The sequence below is a fragment of the Pantoea sp. At-9b genome (assembly GCF_000175935.2).
GTDB lineage: Bacteria > Pseudomonadota > Gammaproteobacteria > Enterobacterales > Enterobacteriaceae > Pantoea.
Map to the genome: position 1 here is coordinate 1,886,743 of NC_014837.1, position 17,890 is coordinate 1,904,632.

At 48.7% G+C, this 17,890-nt stretch carries 17 protein-coding genes; 16 read left to right on the forward strand and 1 reads right to left on the reverse strand.

Annotated features, from left to right (window positions below):
* Positions 1-8: 8 nt before the first annotated feature.
* The 12 genes from PAT9B_RS08660 to PAT9B_RS08715 all read left to right on the forward strand — a co-directional run bounded on the left by PAT9B_RS08660 (position 9) and on the right by PAT9B_RS08715 (position 13,488).
* The gene (locus PAT9B_RS08660; protein ID WP_013508876.1) at positions 9-1,184 is read left to right on the forward strand and encodes an aminomethyltransferase family protein; all 1,176 of its coding nucleotides are present in this window, start codon (positions 9-11) and stop codon (positions 1,182-1,184) included.
* A gap of 10 nt (positions 1,185-1,194) precedes the next feature.
* Positions 1,195-3,714, forward strand: coding sequence for a beta-ketoacyl-[acyl-carrier-protein] synthase family protein (locus PAT9B_RS08665; RefSeq protein WP_013508877.1), 2,520 nt, complete (start codon positions 1,195-1,197; stop codon positions 3,712-3,714).
* 4 nt (positions 3,715-3,718) lie between these two features.
* A complete protein-coding gene (locus PAT9B_RS08670) occupies positions 3,719-4,942 on the forward strand; it encodes a beta-ketoacyl synthase N-terminal-like domain-containing protein (protein ID WP_013508878.1) in 1,224 nt (407 codons plus the stop codon).
* 12 nt (positions 4,943-4,954) lie between these two features.
* The gene (locus PAT9B_RS08675) at positions 4,955-5,938 is read left to right on the forward strand and encodes a hypothetical protein (protein ID WP_013508879.1); all 984 of its coding nucleotides are present in this window, start codon (positions 4,955-4,957) and stop codon (positions 5,936-5,938) included.
* 22 nt (positions 5,939-5,960) lie between these two features.
* Positions 5,961-6,668 (forward strand): ABC transporter ATP-binding protein, encoded by a 708-nt coding sequence (locus PAT9B_RS08680; protein WP_041525776.1) that lies wholly within the window; start codon positions 5,961-5,963, stop codon positions 6,666-6,668.
* Positions 6,652-7,305: a hypothetical protein gene (locus PAT9B_RS08685; RefSeq protein WP_013508881.1), complete on the forward strand. Its 654-nt coding sequence runs from the start codon at positions 6,652-6,654 to the stop codon at positions 7,303-7,305. The genes PAT9B_RS08680 and PAT9B_RS08685 overlap by 17 nt, the downstream gene beginning before the upstream one ends.
* The gene (locus PAT9B_RS08690; RefSeq protein ID WP_013508882.1) at positions 7,306-8,625 is read left to right on the forward strand and encodes an ABC transporter permease; all 1,320 of its coding nucleotides are present in this window, start codon (positions 7,306-7,308) and stop codon (positions 8,623-8,625) included.
* On the forward strand, positions 8,600-9,400 hold the full coding sequence (locus PAT9B_RS08695; protein WP_223300467.1) for an outer membrane lipoprotein-sorting protein: 801 nt from the start codon (positions 8,600-8,602) through the stop codon (positions 9,398-9,400). The genes PAT9B_RS08690 and PAT9B_RS08695 overlap by 26 nt, the downstream gene beginning before the upstream one ends.
* The gene (locus PAT9B_RS08700) at positions 9,400-10,767 is read left to right on the forward strand and encodes a hypothetical protein (protein WP_013508884.1); all 1,368 of its coding nucleotides are present in this window, start codon (positions 9,400-9,402) and stop codon (positions 10,765-10,767) included. The genes PAT9B_RS08695 and PAT9B_RS08700 overlap by 1 nt, the downstream gene beginning before the upstream one ends.
* Positions 10,768-10,776: 9 nt before the next feature.
* Complete coding sequence (locus tag PAT9B_RS08705; protein WP_013508885.1) at positions 10,777-11,697, forward strand: ACP S-malonyltransferase; 921 nt, start codon at positions 10,777-10,779, stop codon at positions 11,695-11,697.
* A gap of 15 nt (positions 11,698-11,712) precedes the next feature.
* Entirely contained in the window at positions 11,713-12,708 is a 996-nt protein-coding gene (locus PAT9B_RS08710; RefSeq protein ID WP_013508886.1) for a hypothetical protein, read from the forward strand.
* A gap of 159 nt (positions 12,709-12,867) precedes the next feature.
* Entirely contained in the window at positions 12,868-13,488 is a 621-nt protein-coding gene (locus PAT9B_RS08715) for a helix-turn-helix transcriptional regulator (RefSeq protein WP_013508887.1), read from the forward strand.
* A gap of 82 nt (positions 13,489-13,570) precedes the next feature.
* Here the strand turns inward: PAT9B_RS08715 and slyB are convergent, their stop codons facing one another.
* Complete coding sequence (gene slyB / locus PAT9B_RS08720) at positions 13,571-14,038, reverse strand: outer membrane lipoprotein SlyB (RefSeq protein ID WP_013508888.1); 468 nt, start codon at positions 14,036-14,038, stop codon at positions 13,571-13,573.
* A 284-nt stretch (positions 14,039-14,322) separates the two neighbouring features.
* On the opposite strand from slyB, the gene anmK reads away from it, so the two are divergent.
* From anmK to tyrS, 4 genes are all read left to right on the forward strand, one after another.
* Complete coding sequence (anmK, locus tag PAT9B_RS08725; RefSeq protein WP_013508889.1) at positions 14,323-15,444, forward strand: anhydro-N-acetylmuramic acid kinase; 1,122 nt, start codon at positions 14,323-14,325, stop codon at positions 15,442-15,444.
* A 9-nt stretch (positions 15,445-15,453) separates the two neighbouring features.
* Positions 15,454-15,780, forward strand: a complete 327-nt coding sequence (locus PAT9B_RS08730; protein WP_013508890.1) for an MliC family protein — start codon at positions 15,454-15,456, stop codon at positions 15,778-15,780.
* A 23-nt stretch (positions 15,781-15,803) separates the two neighbouring features.
* Positions 15,804-16,460 carry a pyridoxamine 5'-phosphate oxidase gene (gene pdxH / locus PAT9B_RS08735; protein ID WP_013508891.1) on the forward strand — a complete coding sequence of 219 codons (657 nt, stop codon included), beginning with the start codon at positions 15,804-15,806 and terminating at the stop codon, positions 16,458-16,460.
* A gap of 139 nt (positions 16,461-16,599) precedes the next feature.
* Positions 16,600-17,874: a tyrosine--tRNA ligase gene (gene tyrS, locus PAT9B_RS08740; protein WP_013508892.1), complete on the forward strand. Its 1,275-nt coding sequence runs from the start codon at positions 16,600-16,602 to the stop codon at positions 17,872-17,874.
* Positions 17,875-17,890 lie beyond the last annotated feature (16 nt).

Genomic DNA, 17,890 nt, shown 5'->3' on the forward strand with positions numbered 1-17,890 from the left:
GTGATTTTATGAGTGCTCTTCATAGCATGCATTTAGAAAACAAGGCAATAATGGGTGTGTACAATGGGAAAGAAATCCCAATTTCTTACAGCCCCGTTGATCTGGCTTATAAAGCAGTACGAGAAAATGTGCTGTTGGTGGACTATTCACACATGTCCATTGTCAGCGTAGTGGGAGATGATGCATGGTCGTTGGTAAATCATCTGGCTTCAGCTGATATTTCCATCATTCGAGACGAGCAAGGGATTTATACACTGCTGCTGAATGAAGATGGCTCGGTATGGGGAGATGCTTATATGCTATGCACAGCCGAAGGGTATTATATTCTCTCTGAATCGCTCTCCTCAGGTGAAGTGATAGAACGCCTTAAGTGTATTTTAGAAAACAGAGAGGATTTGGATATTCAGGAAATCCCTGAGATCAATGCATTAGAGGCGCAAGAATGGGGCGCAATTTTGCTGGAAGGTCCGTATGCCTGGGAGCTGCTTTCTGAAATTTACGGCTTTGATATCATCGGTCTGCCTTATCATGAATATATGAATACCGATGATGGCCTGATGACTTTCCGTTGTGGCCGACACGGTGAGTTTTCCTATTTAGTGGTTGGTGAACAGCAGAAGCTGGTGGGTGTATGGAAACAATTGGTTGATAAGGGTGATAAATATCAGCTGAAAATTGCGGGTCTGGATTACCAGCAGATTGTGCGCATTGAAAATCCTTGTTGGGATGCATCCATTTATCAAAACTACACCCGTAATCCACTTGAATTACAGATGCAGTGGGCTATTCAATACGATAAAGAGAGTTTTATTGGCAAATCTGCAGTTGAAGCGTTTTCCCGTTCCGGTATTGAGCGCAAATTAGTGGGCATCATGCCCGTTGCCGGATGCAGTGATATCGCGGCTGATAGCAAAGTCCTGGTGGACGGTGTACAGGTTGGGGTGATTGTCAAAGGTGGTTATTCACCCGCAAGACAATCTTATATCGCACTGGCTTTAATTGATAGCCCATACGCATGGTCTGATATTGCCGGTTTTACTCTTCGAACATCGGCAGGCGATGTTGCCGCTACCACGCATAATCTCCCTTTTATATATAATTTCAGTATGTGGGTAAACCCAACTGAACACAGTTATATCGACCCTTCAAAGCCGAAGTGCGCATTATCCGGCATTAAAGTTTAGTGAATCCGTTATGAAGACGAACAGAAAAAGAGTGGTCATTACCGGGATGGGAATATTATCATCCCTGGCAGATAATATAGTAGATTTCAGACAGGCACTGCTGAATAAACAATGCGGCGTGGCTGACAGTCAGCGTTTTTCTCAATGGTTTGAAAATGCACGCGCGGCTGAGGTACTGCATGAGATCGATTATTCGGCGATCCCTGACGAGATCCTGGAAACCCAGGATAATGCTGCTTTGTGGGCTTATAAAGTCAGTAAGGATGCATTAACTCAGGCTGGCCTGGTTGATGATCACGCATGTCTGGCTAATACCGGCTTAATTATTGGTGTCTCTTCTGCTGGCACTGAGGCGTTTTTGCCGCTGTTTGAGCAGCGTATTCAGGACTTCTCACTCAAGAAAGCCATTTACTCCGGCGGTTTCTCATCCTGTTGTGCCAGCGTTTCGACGCTACTCGGTTTGAAGGGCGGGACGGAATTGGTTGCCACTGCTTGCACCGCCAGTCCTAACGCCATCGGTATCGCGTTTGATTTTATCCAAAATGGTAAAAACAACACCATGCTGGCAGTGGGCACTGAGCCGATCTATCTGCCCACGTTTGCCGGGTTTTATGCTCTGAACGTGATGCATCCGGCGTCTTGCTCGCCTTTCTCTGGCCGCTCCGGGATGTCCATCGGTGAGGGGGCGGGTGCCATTGTGCTGGAAGAGTATGAGCATGCGCTTGCCCGTGGTGCGACCATTTATGGCGAAATTCTTTCTTATGCCACCTCCTGCGATGCCTATCACGAAACCGGGCCAGACCCGCGCGCCAGCGGCGCGGTGCAGGTGATGAACAAAGCGTTGCAAAATGCCGGGATCACGCCAGATCAGGTCGACTATGTGAACGCGCATGGTACCGGTACTGAAGCCAATGATCGCATTGAGACGCTGGCGATGAAGAAAGTGTTCTCTGACATTGAGAGGTTACCGGTCAGTTCAACCAAATCTTTCCTCGGTCATAACATTGGTGCTGCCGGGATTGTCGAATTGATTAGTTGCCTGGTGACCTTGCCGCAAAATAATTTGCTGCCCACGCTGAATTTCACTGTGCCGCGTGCCAACTGTGATCTGGATTACGTGCCAAACGCGTTCAGAGAAAAAGAAGTCAATATTTTCATGAAGAACAATTATGCCTTCGGGGGTAACAACTGCTGCATGATTGTTGGCACCAGACCAGAGGTTGTGCCACCCACGACATATTTTGCCAGGCGGGTTGCCATTACCGGCATGGGTGCTGTATCCGCCATCGGCCACAGTCTTAACGACATTCTTGAATATGTCTGGTCGCAGAAAAACGCTGTCGAACTGAGCCCGGTCGGGTTTTATGAAGATACGCTGGCTGAAGCCAGAGAGTTACTGGATGTGCTGAAAGAAACCGGCCAGTTTACCTCGCAGCAAAATGTACCCAGTTTTAAAACCTTCCAGGTGCAGAATCTTGAACCGCGCAAACATCTGCGGCGCTACGATCCACGTAAAGCGACGCGTGGCAGCACTTTTGCCCTGATCTCACTGGTGGAAGCATTAAATCATGCGCAGCGCAAGATCCGCCGTGATGGCGAAGAGTTAGGGTTAGTGATGGGGATGGCGCGCGGTCCACAGGAGACAACCTATAAATATCTGCAGAGCCTGAAGCCGGACCCTCGGAAAGTGCGAACCTCCGAATTTCCCGGCTCGCTTATGAACGCGATTGCCACCTTTTGTGGCATTTCCGAAGGTATCAAAGGCTATACCACCACCTTGGCAAACGGGCAGAACGCGGCGCTGGGTGCCCTGGCTTACGGTTACGAAATGGTACGTCAGCAGTTACAACCTCAAGTGCTGGTCGGCGGGGCGGATGAATATTTCCCTTCCATGTCGCTGTATATGGACGCGGCAACAAAAAAAATTCAGATGACGTCTGAGGCATGTGAATACCAGATATACGGTGAAAATCCACAAGGGTTTGTGCCGGGTGAGGGAGCTTGCATGCTGTTGTTAGAGGATCTGGAGGCCGCAGCGACGCGTCATATTGAGGTGCAGGCAGAGATCATGGGATATGGAAAATCAAACAGCAACAGCTACTTCGATACGCAGCAGACGGAAGAGAATATCCATGCAATGGCACTGGCCATGCAACGGGCATTGTGTGACGCCGGTATAACCGCAGCGGAAATTGACCTGGTTTGCGGTACCACCAATGGTGCGGCGGAGAGTGTACAGGTAGAACTCGGTGCGATTCACCAAACGTTCCAGCGTGAGAATCCACACGTACCGGTGGTTAACTACAATGCATTTTTCGGTTTTGTCGACTCTTGTGCGGCATTGTTAAATCTCGCGGTGATTGTTGATTGTATCAAGAAGCAAGCGATCCCTGCGATTCCATACACCGAAACGTTCTGCGATGACCGTATTAACTTTGTTCGCACCCCCCTGAAAAAAACCATCCGACAGGTACTGTTGGTTGGCGCTAATGAAGGTGGGAATTACACCGCGTTTGTTATAAAGGGCTAATATTTTGGACCATGTCACCCTTATCTCGGGATACAGCGCAAAACTGGCGTTTGCCGACACTGGCGAAGCGTTAATTCAAAACCTGAAGCAGGGCAAGATGGCGGCGACAGAGTATTGGTTTGTCTCTGATCAGGCTGCCGTGAAATGTGGAATCAAAGATAACAAGCGGGTTGCCCGCTTGGCGTTGAAGAAACAAAGTCTGGCTGAACAGGTTTTTGCGTTAATTGATCAAGCGCTGGAACATGCCATGCTCGATGCTCATTGCCTTTCGGGTGAGAATGTCAGGGTGTATCTGAGCGGATTAGGGCCGCGGGTGGATGTGAACGATTATAAAGCGTTTTATGATCACAACGATATTGAAGATGTCACACTGAATAAATCGATCACCCATTTGCATGTGGCAAAAATTTGTCAGGATAAATTGGCGCATGATATCGCGGAGAAATATCGTCTTAAATATGCGCCACCCAATTTGCAGTGTACCAGCAATTCAGCACTGTCTGCTGTGCATCTGGCCATTCAGGCGATAGCAAGCGGGGACATTGACCTGGTAGTGGTCATTAATTGTTCACAGATTACTACCCAGGATATCGCTTTTCTTGCCGGGCAATCGATGCTGGAGAGTGAAGAAGTACAGCCCTTTGGCGAAACAAGCAAAAGCGTGTTATTTGCCGAAGGGCAGTGTGGGATGGTGCTGGAAAGCGCCAGACATCGGCATCGTCGGGGACTGGCGGGTGGAATATGTCTGACTTCAGCGTATCAACAAATCAGCTCGGGTAGAGGGAATGATGCCGCACAATTGAGTGCTAATTTGCTGAAATTAATGAATAAGGTTATCCGCAATGCCGGCATTCATTATGAGCAGTTATGCGCTATTTTGCCGCATGGCAACGGCTCAGAGGCCACCGACAAAGCGGAAGCGCAGGCGCTAGCCACATTGCTGGCGGAACATTCGCTACCTGTGCTGGCTTATAAAGGACAGATAGGATATAACCCGACGGGGTCCGGTATTATTGATTTAATCATTGGTCATTATACATTATGTAGTGGCGAACTTATTTCCCCGGTGGGAAACGTAGCAATCCGTGAAAATATCGCCCCGCATCTGTGGGTCAATAAAGGAATTGTAAAACACAACAAACACCACTTGCTGAAAACAGGATTGGGTGTCGATGGTTCAATTATCGCACTGGTGATGTCCAACAGTGATACCAGACATCAGGCATAGACAGGAAGTCATATGTTTTTATCTTCATTCTCCATGATGGAGCCACGGGAAAGCGTATATCTTTATTACCCCTGTTGGCTCAACGTATGGGAGTCGCATTTGTATAAGCAAGCGCTTAAATCAACCGCAGCACATGCCTGGGGATTTAAACGTTTTGGTACTCATCACAATGAGTATGCCAGAGAGATGATCAGAACACCCTCTTACAAAGAGTATATCGATGCGATGGAGCAGGTGTCTGAAACGGCATTGCAAAAATTAACCGCACGCGAGCGGATGCAATTGTTCAAATCGCGCACGGCTTTTATTTATGTAGACAGCTGGGGAGAATCAGCACCTTTTGAGAATATCTCCAGTGCTTTGCATACCGCGATGATCGATACGCTGCCGAAGAATTTAGTGAAAAAATTCTCCGCCAGCGATTTCACCTGCAAAATTCGCGGGGAAAAACAGTCATTGATGCAGGCAATGCAGTTAGCGGAGGACTATCTGAAATGGCAACTTTTTGACTTTGTGGTGATTTGCGCCGCGTATCGTGCAGTGCCCATTTTGGTGTTTTCTGAAGAGGATATTTCCACGAGCAGGAGTGACAAAATCAGCAATAACGATTGTGTCATGAATCGATCAGTTGAACGTGTCGGTTGTTTTATTTTTAGTCAGCGAGAAGCTGAATTGCAGGTTAATTGTGGGCAGTACATTACACCCGAGATTGACAAAAACTGGCAGGCGAGCCTGGTTGAGAATCAGCCAGAGGTTAATCTGTTTGCCTGTAGCGGGCTAAGAAAGTCGGCCATCGAACAGCAGTTGTCAAACGTCGATAAAGAGCCGTCATACCACGTAGTGAATCTCGTCGAGATGTATGGCGGCAGCGGTTGTCTTTCCCCGGCACTGAGCTGGATTTATCTGGCGCAGCAGGCAGCGCCAGGCCACGGGAAAATGCGCACGCTGGTGCCGGATAATTTTGGTGGTTATAGCTGGTTTGACACGCGCTATTAATCGATACCATCAGGGATAGATGATGACAAACAGCATACAGGCGTTACCCGCAATACAACTTATCGATGTATGGAAAAGTTATGGTTTGGGTGAAAATAAAGTTGATGCGTTAAAGCATATTAATCTGGAGATCAAGAAAGGTGAGTTTCTCGCGCTGTGTGGTCCTTCGGGGAGCGGTAAAAGTACGTTATTAAATATTTTGTCAGGAATCGACAAGCCAACGCGAGGGGAAACGTTATTTCTGGATAAAGCGCTCAACGATCTGAATGAAAATCAACTCTCTGCTATCAGAAGTAAATGTCTGGGTTTCATCTTTCAGTTCTTCAATCTTATTCCCGTATTGAGTGCATTTGATAACGTATATTACCCGTTGATTTTGAATGGCAATTATAGCAGGAAAGCCGCCAGGGAATTGGCGTCGCACTATCTCGATAGTGTGGGAATCAACGCACTGCGTGACCGCTGTCCGGGACAACTCTCCGGCGGCCAGCAACAACGTGTGGCGATCGCCCGAGCGTTAGCGAATAAACCCGCGGTGGTCGTTGCCGATGAGCCAACCGGAAACCTCGATTTAGCTACCGGCGAGGCGATCCTTGATCTGTTGATGAAGATTAACCAGGAGACGGGCACGACATTTATTATTTCAACACACTCTACGCAATTAAAGGACCGCGCCAAACGTGTTATTGAAATCAAGGATGGAGAGTTAGTCGGTGATACAGCGCTATAAGATAATACTCATTATACTTGCGGGTTTCTTTGCATCTCAGCAAGGGATGGCAAAACTTGCGCCGTTGCCGGTTGCGGAGAAAATTATCCAATTAGGTTTTCCCAGCCAACCCGATGCATTATTAAACACCAGCGATGCTTTATTTGAGGAGTATCAACGCCAGAATGAACCTGTTTCACTGATTTTTTATTCCTATGCGATGTTGCAGTTGGCAAACCATTTTGAGTTACTCAATGACTATGTGAAGGCATCTGAATATGCCAAGCTGGGATTCTTCTTTCTCGATGAAGCCGTCGATAGTTATGAGTCAAATCACCGTATTCGTTATTTGAGAGCAAGGGTTGATGCCTGGCTCCCCGCTACGCTGGGGCGTTGTGTCGTGACATTGCATGATACGGAGATATTCCTGGAGGAAAGTAACCGGCTTGACGCCACCCTGCTGGCGAAAGTGAATTTGATGCGTTATCGCGCTTTGCGTAATTGTGATGAAAGTGCACGTGCTGATGCGCTGATGAAAGCAATGAAAAATAGCCATCAGAGTGACTTGCCGTTTTTAGCACTGGAAAGTGATCGTGCACCTGACTGGGACGTCAACGAAATCAATGACATATTGATCCCGCTGGTGAAAGGTGAGTAAATGGATATTTTCATGATTGTCATCAGTAGCGTTGTTTTCATGATCATAGGATTCATGATGTACAGCGTCATATTTACCTGTCAGGATGCAAAGTTTGCTTTCTTAAATATGTTCAGACATAAGAGACGCACGGTTTCGACTTTGTTTGCAATCATGCTTGGGGGCGTAGCGATATTTCTCTATGGTGGATTTATCGATTACTCTTTCTGGATTTTACAGCAACAAACAGTGCGTACTAATGTTGGACATATCCAAATTTATGACAGATCATATTTCACCACCTCTAACAAGAATAAAACTATCATTAGTGATTACCAGAGGTTGAAAAATGGAATTCTTCAACGCGCTGATTTATCTAAATATATATCGACCATTTCCGGGCAGTTGGAGTTTTCTGGTGTGGTTTCCCACTATGAACACCAGACATCGAGTTTTTTCTCAGCGTTCGGCATAGAACCCCTTCCTGCTGTCAGGCTCGGCTCGTTTGATAAGTTAATCTCCGGTAGCGATTTATCACGGGTAAAACATGATGAAATAACGCTGGGTAGCGGTCTGGCGCGATCCCTTAATGCACACTATGCCGATTGGCTGGATATGCTGGTGGTTAATAGTTACGGTGGGCAAGGGGCATTGTCGCTCAAAGTGCGAGGGGTATTCTCCTCTGGAATAAAAGATTATGATGACGTCGCGTTGAAAATGCCGCTGCAAACAGCACAGCGATTAATGGATACGGACGGTGTCAGTAAAATTGTTATTCTCCTCAATGACGATCGTGATCTCAATGTGTTCAGAGGAAAGCTGGAGCAATATATCGCCGATAACCATCTCCCCCTGATTGTCAAAGATTGGAAAACGTTGTCGCTATTCTATCAACAGGTGGAGAGTTTGCTGTCAGGGATTTATTTTTTTATTAAACTTATTGTTGCACTGATTGTGGTTTTTATGATCAGTAATTCGATGAGCATGAATGTCATGGAAAGAACCCGCGAAATTACGACCTTAAGGGCAATTGGGCTTCGGCCAGGGCATATCTCACGCTTGTTCTTCCTGGAAGGCAGTTTCATTGGTGTACTCGGGGCAATAATTAGCCTGGCAATGGGTTTTGCTCTGGCCAGCATAATCAATATTCAGGGGATTGTGATGCCACCCTCTCCGGGGCAGACGCAAGGTTACACCGCATTTATTAAAACCGACAATGTCGATCTGATCTGGATTACGTTGGTGTTGCCAATATTAACGGCGTCACTGGCATCCATATTACCTTCACTAAGAGCATCGAGGCTCAATATTGCCGATGCATTTAAATCAGCTCAGGGATAAGAGTATGAACGTTTATGCCAGCTTCGTCATTTTGTTTTCATTTTTAGTTTCAACTTGTGCCTGGGGAGAATCGGCACGGGATATTATCCGCGCCTCGGATGCCATTCGTTCACCGGATAAACCGTTTCGCTATACCGTAACTGTGCTGGAGTATCAAACCGGTGTTGCAGGACCCACGAATAAGCAGATTCTGGATATATCGATGCGTTTTCTGAAACCTGAAGATAAAACGCAGGCAGAAGCGCGCTCACTGATACGCTTTATTTTCCCACCAAAGGATAAAGGCAAAGTGATGCTGTCGGACTGGTACGATCTCTGGTTTTACACACCGGAACTGCGTCGTCCCATTCCGATCTCCCGGCAACAAAGACTGGTAGGCCAAATCTCAAACGGTGACGTCATTGTTACGAACTTCGAGGATGCCTACGACGCAACCTTGTCAGACGATCTACGCTGTGGAAACGCTATTTGTTATCAACTTGAGTTGCAACGGAAATCGCCAGAAGTGACCTGGCCGAAAGTCAATTATCTGGTGGAAAAGGGCAGCTATCGGCCGTACAAAGCCGCCTATTTTTCCCAGGATAACAAACTGATGAAAGAGGTGCTGTATCAGGATTACAAACCGTTATTGGGCAAGGAGAGACCGGCGCGCATTGTGGTGACAGATACACGCCACGGTAACGGTTATTCGGTGATGGAATACAGTAATCTCAGGTTCGAAGCCCTGCCATTATCCCATTTCACGCGTGAGTCGATGCAACGAGGGGATAACTGATGCCTTCGCTTCGTTGGTTAATGTTGCCACTCGCGATATTACCTGGAGAAAAAGTCGCTGCATGTTGGTCTGATGGCGATGTGGCGCTATTTAGCCAGATGTCTGCGGTGCGCAAAAAATCGGCGATCTGGCAGGTTGAAGGACAACGTCCCTGGCAGGCTTATAATGGCTATAACGACATCGCGATTAAATACAGTAACCGTTGTTCGCTGGTTGAAGATCAATTAAGACTCAATATGGCTCTGTATGGCTTCGCTTATTATCCATTGCGCCATACCGGGACATTCGAGCAAGATGATCAGCGAGCCAAATTGCTGTTTGACCGTCTAAGCCTTACTTACAACATTAGTGAAACCATCAAGTTGGAAACCGGGAAAATAAGCCGTCATCGCGGATTGTTCTATCTCGTATCTCCGGCCGATTTGTTGAACAACTACGCTGGCGGCTTCAAACCTACGCGTATATACCATCCGGCGATGAAGCAAGCCACAACGGAGTCATCCTGGGGGGCAGAGCTGTCCGAAACCGGTGAGCAACACGCATTGTCATTCTCCGTCGCGCCGAAATTAACTCAACCGGGAGCTCGTTATGCATCGTCTACTGCCTGGTCTTCACTCGAACGGTCAAATAGCAATGAACGTTATTTACTGAGTTATACAGACTACCGCTACGGCAATAACGTTCCCTCTGCCAGCCTCATGCTGGGAGATACGCCCGCTGTTGCGCTGGGCAATAGCTATAATGTATCGCAACAGCTGACATTTAATAGTGAGCTCGCCTGGCACCGAAAGTCACCATGGCGACATCTGGATGAGGAAAAGGTAAGTCAGTTGCAAAATTACACTTTTCCTGATGCGCTCTACCATACTCCTGAGAAACAAAACGTCGAACTGGCGCTGGGCCTGCAATATACCAGCGACCGTTTTAGCCAGTTTGGCGTAGCGTACTATTTTCAAAGTGCAGGTTATTCTGCGCGACAATGGCGTAAACAAACCGATCTGATTAATTTTCTCAACCAAAGAACGCAAAATCCTGCGCTGGAGAGTGCCTTTGATAATTATAAATATTTAATGGCTTCGGAGATCTATAATACGACCGGAAAAGGTCACTTTATCGGAAAACATTATATTAACAGTTATGCCAGCATTGTTCTTGATGAGCATGGCACTCTTCATCCCTGGTCGGTTTTAAATATAACGGATAAGAGTTCAATGCTTGGGGTAACGTTCACCCGACGACTGAATAGTCTGAACAAACAGATGGAAATATATACCGGCATTTATGCGGCGGTGGGCAATAAACATTCGGAATTCGGCCTGTTTGGTGAAACTTTTGGCACCTATATGGGTTTTCATTACACTTTTTAAGGTTCTTTTATGGATAGCAGACCACGGCAGCCGATCAGCTTGATGTTTTCCGGCCAGGGCAACCCGGTTATCGGCATGGGCGCGGATTTATGGAGTATTAACGAGACAACCCGGCAAATCTGGGATTGCGCAAGCGATATCTCAGGCATGGATCTTCGCCGCCTCTGCCTGAAAGGCCCCATGAACAAGCTGGTACAAACGTCCTGCCAGCAACTGGCAGTGACTGCAATTAACATTTCACTCTACGCCTTGTTGCGAGAAAAACTCCATGCTGACGCCGTCATCAGTAGCTGCGGCCATAGTCTGGGGGAATACAGTGCGTTGTATGCCGCCAATGCCATAACGCTGGAAAATCTGTTTAACGTGATCCACTTTCGTGCGCAATTAATGCATGAGCTGAGCCTGGAAAATAAAGGCGCGATGTGCGTCGTTAAGGGCGTGGATTATCAGGCGATCAGCGCAATGATGACCCGTTTTGATGCTGATCTGGATGTGAGCTGTGATAACAGCCCGCGCCAACAGGTTATTGGTGGGCACACCCCGGCACTTACCGCGTTCGCACAGCGGCTGGTCGGGGAAGGCTATGCCGTCATCAAACCCGGTGTCAGTGGTGCCTGGCATAGTCGATTAATGGCGAAGGGGGTCAGTCTCATGCGCGATTTTTTAGCGACGGTGGCGATCAAGCGTCCTGATTATGCGGTTCTGATGAATGTTACCGGCACAGAAGAAGTTGAGCTGGAACAGATAAAACAGAATTTATCACTGCATTTTACCCATACGGTTAAATGGACGGATACGATTAACCATTTGTTAGATCATCCGGCAAAACCGCTACTGGTTGAAGTGAGCCATAAACCCTACCTCGGGCATATGCTGCATGACTTTGCCGGTTTCACACCGGACATGACGCTGCATTGTCGCAAGATTTAATATTACGGGTGTCGCATGATTCCAGATTATCAGAAGTTTATCTATTTTCAGGATAAAAGAGCCATTCCTTTTTTTTATGTTTTAATTTTTATTGTATTGGGTTTTTATTGGAAGAATAATGATTACGAACTGACACAGAATAACGCATGGTCTGTTAGTGCAGTGCTGGCTATCATGCTGTTCCACATTATTTATGACCTTAAAGCTTCATGGGCGTATAGCTGCGTCCTGGGTCGTGTTGATGTCGATCGTTTTAATGGCCAGCGATGTCACCCGGTGCTGAATGTGGTTTCACGACCGATATTGCTCAGTGCACTCTCGCTAGCTGTATTTTGGACCGTGGCAAACGTATGTTTGTTAAGTTCCGCAAAATTTTATCCCATGCTTTATCTGTCTCTCATCTCGCCATTCACCATTTATCTGGTGTTTCGCTGGGTTAGACCGCTGTACATCCGGCAAGTCCTGACCGCTGTTGCACCAGGGGTGAAATACCGGCATATGTATCAATATGTCATGTGCTATCTCTGTTCTGTCACTGTGCTGAATCTTATTTCAGTCAGTCCTTTGGCAGCGAGTGCCGATTTTTCCATACGGGAAGGTTTCTTTTCCGCCAGGCTAATGGTGGCCATGCTGATGCTTTGTACAATTGTGTTAGCCATAAATTTATTTTTTACGCGTCTGCCTAAGCGATACGTATTCTTAGGTCGGATCTTGTTGAAGGAAATAGATTTTTACTTTTCAACCTCCATTCCCTTAAACACTTTTTCGATGATGCCTTTTATCGTCAGACTATTGATTGTTGAGTGGGTTCTATTGCTATGGATTATACTGATCAGCAGTGCATTAAATCTATTGCATTGGCAGCCTGGATTTGAACTCTACTTTTTTCTCTGTTTTCTACCCTGTATAGGTTATTACTTTTTACACACTTGGTGGAAATGGCATCATGAGTTCATGATGGCCTGTGATATGTACTTTCGCTATGATGTCTTTAACAAGCGCACGCTTTGATCTTGATCAGAGGAGAGGTTGTACAACTACTAAGATAATCTTTAAAAAGGTAAATAATTACAATCTGAGAGAAATCTTATTTCTCAAAGGTCATCACCCTGCGTAATTTACCCCAGCGAGTGAGAATGGCGGTAACATACATGGATGAGGTAAGCCTTTTTGAAACAGAGGATTGTTGGCGCATTGAGCTGCATGGGATGCCGGCTCGGTTGTCGTATTGGTGGTGACGAAGATTTTAACGTTGAATTTTGCACGGATAAAAAGTTAGTGCTTTGGCCGGAGGGTAACGATTATTTAAAATTGGCGTTACATGAGTTGATTTTTAAGGGTAATGGCTGCGAGTTAAGTGAAGATACCCTGATTATTGATTGCTCTTTGAGAAATCTCGGTTTATTCATTAATGATGAATGGCTGACGTTTCTCTCCGCGCAAGGCATGGGAATGGTGCTCATTCCTGACCGAAGAATGATCGCGATTGCACATTATTGGTGGCGAAAATCAACCAGTATCAAAGGTGTTATCTCAACTGATGCGGGGATGGGCAACTTTATGCGTGATTTAAAAAAAAGGCTGTGTGGCGGCAGTGACAGGCAAAGTAAAACGCCGGTTGCGACCGAGCGAGAGATGCATGTCCTGGCGATGATTTACGCTGGCCGGACGGTTCAGGAAATCGCCACGCTCTTGGGCTGTAGCGTTAAAAGCGTGTATATCCATAAGTCAGCGATCAAGAAGAAAATGGGGAATGATATTGCCTTCCATATGCTGGCGCATAAGTACTAGTCGCAGGAGCACGTGCATAATAATCCGGAAATAAAGACTATTTCCGGATTCAAGACAGAGAGGGGATCGTCAGCGGCAAAGCTTAGCGCGGAGACACCGTTACCTGGCTGCCATTCGATGCCATCACAACACGCTGGCCAACTGAGAAGCGTGTTGCGGCTTGTTTCTGTACCACCATGATGGTGTTACCGTCATCCTTGCGGATCTCCAGCTCAACGCCATCACTCTTGTTCAGGGTGCTCTGTACACCTTGACCGGCTACACCGCCGAGCACGGCACCGCCAGCGGTTGCCAGGCTACGGCCGCTGCCGCCGCCGATGGTGTTACCGAGAAAACCACCCAATACGGCACCACCAATGGCACCAATGACGTTGTTTTCATCACCACCCTGAATTTTGACCGGGCGAACAGAAACCAGCGTACCGTAAGAAACGCTTTGTACCTGTTTTGCTTCACTGGCACTGTAAACATCACCAGAAAGGGTGTCGTTACTCACGCAACCTGCCAGCGTCAAGCCAGCAAGCGAGACGACCAGAAAACGCTTAATCATCAGAAAGCTCCTTCATGCAAAAATGTGCCATGTTCTCATCCTGTTCTGCACAGAGTATAAGACACAAAACTGGCAATTGACTCTTCGTCCGGATAATACGCGGTTGGAGGCGAAGCATAGACCATTGCATCTCAACAAAAATTCAATTGAACACGAAATATTTTAACCTGGAATGCGCTTCGCAATGTGCTTAAAAAGCGGAATTTAATCATAGAATTAGCCACCGTAATTTGCCAGGCTACTGAGAGATGAATCATTTGCTCGTGGGCGAGTAAGGAAATGCTATGAAATCAGGACGCTATATCGGCGTGATGTCCGGTACCAGTCTTGACGGTGTTGATGTGGTGCTGGCGGCTATTGATGAACACATGGTGGCGCAGCAGGCGAGTTATTGTCACCCGATACCGCAAGATTTGCGTCAGCAGGTGCTGGCGATCTGTCAGGGGCAGGCACTGACGTTGTCACAACTGGGGCAGTTGGATACCCGGTTGGGTCAGCTGTTCGCCGACGCGGTATTGACGCTGATGCGACAACAGTCGCTGGAAGCCAGCGACATCATGGCGATTGGTTGCCACGGGCAAACGGTATGGCATGAACCGTTGAGCGATGCGCCTAACACCCTCCAGATTGGTGATAATAACCAAATCGTTGCTGCAACTGGCGTCACGGTGGTCGGGGATTTTCGCCGCCGCGATATGGCGCTGGGCGGGCAGGGTGCGCCGCTGGTGCCCGCGTTTCATCAGGCGCTGTTAATGGACAGCGTTGAACGGCGCATGGTGCTGAATATTGGTGGTATTGCCAACCTCTCCCTGTTGATCCCTGGTCTTGCAGTACGGGGCTTCGACACCGGGCCGGGCAATATGCTGATCGATGCGTGGATTTGGCGCAACAAAGGTCAGGCTTACGACAAAGATGCTGTCTGGGCGCGCAGTGGCCAGGTGGTCCCGGCGCTGCTCGATCAGATGCTGGCCGACCCGTGGTTTGCCTTGCCGCCACCGAAAAGCACCGGCCGCGAATACTTCAACCTGGGCTGGATCGAACAGCAATTACAACGTTTCCCGGCGCTGGCAGCGCAGGATGTCCAGGCTACACTGACCGAGCTCACCGCGTTGACCATTGCGCAACAAGTACAACTCAATGATGGCTGCGACCGTCTGTTGGTGTGCGGAGGCGGCAGCCGTAATCCGCTGCTGATGGCACGTCTGGCGGCGTTGCTGCCAGGTACGGAGGTCAACACCACCGACCAGGCCGGTATCAGCGGCGATGATATGGAAGCGCTGGCCTTTGCCTGGCTGGCCTTCCGAACCCTGTCCGGTTTACCGGGCAATTTACCGGCAGTGACTGGCGCACGTGCAATGAGCGTGCTGGGTGCCATCTATCCGGCCAATCCCCGGCAGATACGTTAAGGAGTAAAGATGAAAAAGGCGATAGTAATGGGTGGCGTTCTGCTGCTGAGCGGTTGTGGTTTAATGCATAAATCGGCGCCGGCACCGCAAACGCTGCATTACCGCTGTGGCACATTGCCGTTGACGGTCACCCTTGATAACCCGCGTCAGCAGGTCAGCTTTATTCTGGATGGCAAACCGCTGACGCTGACACAAACGGTTTCCGCTTCCGGCGCGCGCTACAGTGACGGCACTTACGTTTTCTGGTCGAAAGGTAATGGCGCCTTTGTCGAACGTAACGATAAAATTGTGATTAATGACTGCGAATTGCAGAATGCGGATGGTTCCGCCCAGTAATCGGTTGAGAAAGAGTGAACAGCATGAGCGACAGTGACAGCTTGCAAAATATTGCCCACCTGCGTCGTGAATACACCCGTGGTGGTTTACGCCGTAAAGATCTGCCAGAGGACCCTCTGGCGCTGTTTGAGCAGTGGCTACAGCAGGCCTGCACCGCCCAACTGCCCGATCCCACCGCCATGACGGTAGCGACGGTTGACAGCAGCGGTCAGCCTTATCAGCGCATCGTGTTGCTGAAGCACTACGATGACAAAGGCATGGTGTTTTACACCAATCTTGGCAGCCGTAAGGCGTTGCAGCTGGCAGATAATCCGCGCATATCGCTGCACTTCCCGTGGCACTACCTGGAACGTCAGGTAATGGTGCTGGGTGAAGTGGAAAAACTGTCCGCACTCGAGGTGCTGAAGTATTTCCACAGCCGCCCGCGTGATAGCCAGATTGGTGCCTGGGTTTCGAAGCAGTCGAGCCGTATTTCAGCGCGTGGCGTGCTGGAAGGCAAATTCCTCGAACTGAAGCAGAAGTTCCAGCAGGGTGAAGTGCCGTTGCCGAGTTTCTGGGGCGGATTCCGGGTCAAATTTCACACCATGGAGTTCTGGCAAGGGGGAGAACATCGCCTGCATGATCGCTTCCTCTATCAACGTCAGGACAATGGCTGGTCAATCGACCGTCTCGCCCCGTAAAACTGCGTTTTAACCCCTTTCAACGCTGGCGCAGTTGGCTTCAGCGCTTTATGCTATAGCCCTCATTTTTTTCACTTCCGCAAATCAGCGGAAAGCTGTGTACCAGCCTAGGTGCAGTCTGATCAATTTGGAGTCAGTGATGACCAGCAGTAACCTGATACAACAATTGCAAGAGAGGGGCTTGATTGCCCAGGTAACGGACGAGGAAGCGTTAGCAGAGCGACTGGCGCAAGGGCCAATTGCACTCTATTGCGGCTTTGATCCCACCGCTGATAGCTTGCACTTGGGCCATCTGGTGCCGCTGCTCTGCCTGAAACGTTTTCAGGACGCCGGACACAAGCCGGTCGCGCTGGTGGGTGGTGCCACCGGTCTGATTGGCGATCCCAGCTTTAAAGCAGCAGAACGTAAACTGAACACGACCGAAACCGTGGGCGAGTGGGTGGAGAAAATCCGCCATCAGGTCGCGCCATTCCTCAGTTTCGATTGTGGCGACAACAGCGCCATCGCCGCCAATAACTATGACTGGTTCGGTGGCATGAACGTGCTGACCTTCCTGCGTGACATCGGTAAACACTTCTCAGTGAACCAGATGATCAACAAAGAAGCGGTCAAACAGCGTCTGAACCGTGAAGATCAGGGCATCTCCTACACCGAGTTCTCCTACAACCTGCTGCAAGGTTATGACTTCGCCGAGCTGAACAAGCGTTATGGCGTGGTACTGCAAATTGGCGGTTCTGACCAGTGGGGCAACATCACCTCCGGTATCGATTTAACCCGTCGCCTGCACCAGCAGCAGACCTGGGGTCTGACCGTTCCGTTGATCACCAAATCTGACGGCACCAAATTCGGTAAAACCGAAGGCGGCGCGGTATGGCTCGACGCGAAGAAAACCAGTCCGTACAAGTTCTACCAGTTCTGGATCAACACCGCTGATGCGGATGTGTATCGCTTCCTGAAATTCTTCACCTTCATGAGCATTGAAGAGATCAATGCGCTGGAAGAACAAGACAAGAACAGCGGCACCGCGCCACGTGCGCAGTACGTGCTGGCAGAGCAGGTGACCCGTCTGGTACATGGCGAAGCCGGTTTGACCGCAGCCAAGCGTATTACCGAGAGCCTGTTCTCAGGCAGCCTGAGCGACATGACCGAAGCAGATTTTGAGCAGCTGGCGCAGGACGGTATGCCAACCATCAACCTGAGTGCAGAAGATGACCTGCAACAGGCGCTGGTGAAAGCGGAGCTGGTGCCATCACGCGGTCAGGCACGCACCATGATCGGTTCAAACGCCGTTTCGCTGAACGGTGAAAAACAGTCTGACGCGGAATACCGTTTCAGCGATAGCGATAAACTGTTTGGTCGCTTTACGTTGTTGCGTCGCGGCAAAAAACACTACTGCCTGATCAACTGGCAGTAAGAGGTTCAGGGCCGGT